The following is a 4055-nucleotide window of genomic DNA, read 5'->3' on the forward strand; positions in this document are numbered from 1 at the left end:
AAACCGGCTTTTCCCCGAAACCGTTCAACGTCTGCTTGCCCCAAAGCTCATCATGCCGTTTGTCTTGCTCTGTAAAAAAATGACTCCACTTCATTTCTCCCATTGCAATCCCTCCATTTCGTATTTGCTACTTCAGTGTAAATTAGCTTATCTAACATGTAAATATTGGTTTATGCATGTAAACTCTCATTATTTGAATGTATGCGGATACAGCCTTTCAATCATCGTCCTGACAAAAGTGAAATTTCTCTTCACTTACACAAAACAAAAATCCCTGTTTCGCTGCAATCAAGCAGCAAAACAAGGACTTTGGCAAAGCCTTCCTTTACAGGAACGCGCTTATTCGATTGGGTCGTACCCATAATGTCACACAAGGAGTTTTAACCTTTACTATTCAGCGATTGCACACGGTATCTGCGCGCTGCACTCTCATACAGCCAGTCGCGGGCGACTTCAATCGCCTGAGCATGGTCCAGCCAACCAGAGGCCACACGTTCAGCCAAAAATTCACTGAGTACACGCTTGACCAGCCAAATTTTCCCGTACGTCCATTCAATGCACCTTGAATCAGATGCGATCAGTGAAGATTTCAGTGCCGGCAGTGCCTCCAGCCTGTACTGCATGGACTGCTTGTAGGTGGATGCCCGGAAGTTATACCACCAATGTCCGCCGACATGAACATTAGGGAAATTCCATGCCGCCTGCACCACATCGAGATTGTTGATTTCCGAGGCGACCACCAACTCGAACGGACAGCTGTACCGCTCAAACAAACCGCTAAGCTTCAAGATGCGCTCCGGGTCGTTCGCAGGCAGCGGTTCCCCGCACCAGGAGCGTTCGACACCGAGAAAGAACTGTACGAACAGCTCATGACGCTGTGCAGCCTCGCAGATCAGATGAAGCACATTCATCAAAACCTGATCACGCACCAATCCCGATGCAGATAAGTCATACAACTGGTTAGCCGCAGCCTCATATCGCGGAAGTGTGGTCATAATGCCCGGACAGCCCTGCTTGCTGTAGCCGCCCAACAAGGCGTCAACGGTTTCACGCAGCTTCTCGAACGCCTGAAGCGGATTTGAGCTTTCTATGATCTCAGTAACCCATCCGAAAATCTTCCCGTCGATTCGCGGAATCAGAATTGCATTCCGCCTCATCCCCTCAAAAGGAGCATGCTCAGGTACATTGACTACATACTCACGAACGCTCAAGCGGTCCGCTACCTGCTGTGCCCAGTCTGCCTGTACTGCAGATTGCTTGACAGCTTCATCTGCTGCCAGAACGGACGCTTCATCCTTCAGCTCGATTCCATATAAATCCTGGAAAATCCGCGACAGCGCCACGTTCATCATCGTATGTCTGGAAGCATGGTGAGCGCTAAGAAATGCCTGGATTCGCTCACGAACCGGCAGCTGCTCGGCATGCGCCGGATAACCGGCTGCCTGCAGCTCACGGAATAACCAGAAGTAATGGGCGATCTGCCAGAAATCCACAGCATTCAGCCGATCTCCAACCAGATGGGTATGAGTGTCCACAACGTCAACCGTCTCAAGCTCTTGCATGATTCGCTCCCGGATCGTTTCCTGCTGCATCCTGTTATCCTCCTGTGGCGCGCTGCACCCGTTTACTTTTTAATATCCAGCACACCGATCTTTTTCGTATAACGTTCGTTGGCTTCTTTAAGAATGTCATTGCCACCCTTGGTTTTGTACTCTTCTATAACTTTAGGCCAGTCACTAATCGGTTCTTTGCCATAGATCATTTTGATCATATGGTCGATGATCAGCTTCGGTCCAACATCAGGCTGTGGCGAAGCAAGATCCGGATATTTGCTGAAAGTCGCTAGATCCGGATAAAATCCGATACCCGGCAAGCCTTCCTTATCCAATACATTATCGAAGACAGCTAGCTGATCCTTACCGTTTTGATCCAATTCCAGACGCTTACGCGGCGGGTTCAATGTCGCATCCTGCCCCATCCACAACGTACCTGCACGGAAGCTCTCTTCTTCCTGCTCTTCTTTACTGGTTGGAATTTTGTAGTTAATTTTACCGTTATCGACGGTGTAATTTTGTCCCTCTATACCGAAGGTGAAAAACTTCTCAGCTTCAGCTGATGCCATCCAGTCATAAAATTTAATAATTTTCACTGCTTTATCTTTATCCACCTTGGCATTCACATAGAAAGAACGGACAACCGGGGTATAGTAGAAATAGCCGGATTTACCTTCTGGTCCTTTTGGAGAGGAGATAATATCCACTTTGGCAGCCGGATTGGCCTGGGCAATAGCGGTACGGAACGAGATCAAGCCTGCTCCATTGGAGGACCAAGAGCCGGATTTGCCGCTGTTAATATTTTTGGAATAATCAGAGGACGAAATGGTTGCAAAATCTTTCGGGATCAAGCCCTCATCAAACATCGTTTTGTAGGTTTGCAGCGCTTTCTGCATGTTCTCGACGTCAAAAAACTTCGGCTGTACCTGTCCATTTACAACTTCAAATTGATCCTTGTACGGCAGTACATCAAACGCGCCCAGGAACGTATCGGCGTATTTGAAATTTTCACGCATTTGATACGGATTTTCTACACCCGCCTTTTTAAAGGCACGCAGAACATCCAGAAATTCATCAACAGTTTGTGGAGCCTTCATACCTGTCTTCTCTAAAAGATCCGTACGGATATAAGTTCCACGTCTGGACGGATTGCTCAAATAATCGGGGATCGCATAAATCTTGCCATCGTAGGATACTGCATCCCATGCCGCCTTGGGCACCTTTTTCATCAAGTTGGGGGCATACTGCTTCAATAAATCGTCAAGTGGCATAAAGACGCCGGCTTCCACCGAGCCTGACATGGATTTACCGGTTGGTGTGCCGATACTGCCTACCACGTCTGGAATATCATTACCAGCGAACATAATACCCATTTTGGAATCTTCGAGAATACGCACGGAGAGGTCTGTGTTAGTCAGTTCCTCCAGCTTTTTCACCAGCTTGTTATTTTCCCAGTCTGTCACTGTTCCTTGATATCCAGCATTGGTTGTAACCGGCAGTGATAGCGAAAATTTGACCGGCTTCGTATCAGCACTGGCTTGTCCGCCTTGCTTATTGTCTTTAGACGCATCCCCACAGCCAGCCAAAGAACCTGCAGCAAGCGCGGAAACCAGAATAACACCCCATGTTTTTTTCATATCGCACCAACCCTCTCTTTTTTTAAAGCCTTGAACTTGTCTTGGTCTTTCCTCAGGCATCTACGACTTAATCGATCCCACCATCATCCCTTTAATAAAATGCTTTTGCAGGAACGGATACACCAGCATAATCGGGATTGTCGCAATGACGATAACCGCCATTTTCAATCCTTCAGGAGACACAAATTGCATCATTTCCGAAGTAACATCCGACGCACCCATGTTGTCTGTGATTACGATCTCCCGCAGCCTTACCTGCAAGAGAATTAAGGAACGTTTGTCGATATAGTAAATTGCCTGCGAGTACATATTCCAGTTGGCGACCGCGTACATAATCCCCATCGTTGCCATAACCGGCTTGGACAAAGGAAGCACGATGCTCCAGATCATCCGGAATTCCCCACAGCCGTCCATCTTTGCCGATTCCAGCAGCTCTGTCGGTAAATTAACGAAAAAAGATCGCATAACGAACAGATTGTAGGCACTAATCGCCCCAGGGATCATTAATACCCACAGCGTATTCAACATGTTCAAATTTTTGAGCAGCAAGTAATTAGGAATTAGCGGTGCATGAAAAATCATCGTGATCAGCACGATAACAAGTGCCATTTTTCTATAAATGTACTCTGGACGAGACAACGGGTAAGCAAGGCTTGCTGTTGCTGCCAGATTAATTAATGTACCGAACACGGTAACAATGACGCTGTTGCGGAAAGCTAACCAGATTGAAGGATCCTTTACAATCATATGGTAGTTCTCCAATGTGAAGCCTATTGGCCATAGTCCAACGTCCCCGCTGTTGATCGCTACGGCATTACTGAACGACTGCGCAATCACATGTAGAATCGGTAGTACCATGGCGAGC

3 protein-coding genes are annotated in these 4055 nt (G+C 47.3%); all 3 read right to left on the bottom strand.

The genetic code is table 11. The features are described 5' to 3' along the window. Positions 1-380 precede the first annotated feature (380 nt). Positions 381-1592: a glucuronate isomerase gene (locus tag ACE3K2_RS17820; RefSeq protein WP_421893000.1), complete on the bottom strand. Its 1212-nt coding sequence runs from the start codon at positions 1590-1592 to the stop codon at positions 381-383. A 32-nt stretch (positions 1593-1624) separates the two neighbouring features. After that, complete coding sequence (locus tag ACE3K2_RS17825) at positions 1625-3190, bottom strand: ABC transporter substrate-binding protein (RefSeq protein ID WP_421893003.1); 1566 nt, start codon at positions 3188-3190, stop codon at positions 1625-1627. Between the two features lie 60 nt (positions 3191-3250). Next, positions 3251-4055, bottom strand: an 805-nt coding sequence (locus ACE3K2_RS17830) for a carbohydrate ABC transporter permease (RefSeq protein WP_421893005.1), incomplete at its 5' end; no start/stop codon positions are given.

This window comes from Paenibacillus sp. (assembly GCF_048976745.1).
Lineage (GTDB): Bacteria > Bacillota > Bacilli > Paenibacillales > Paenibacillaceae > Paenibacillus.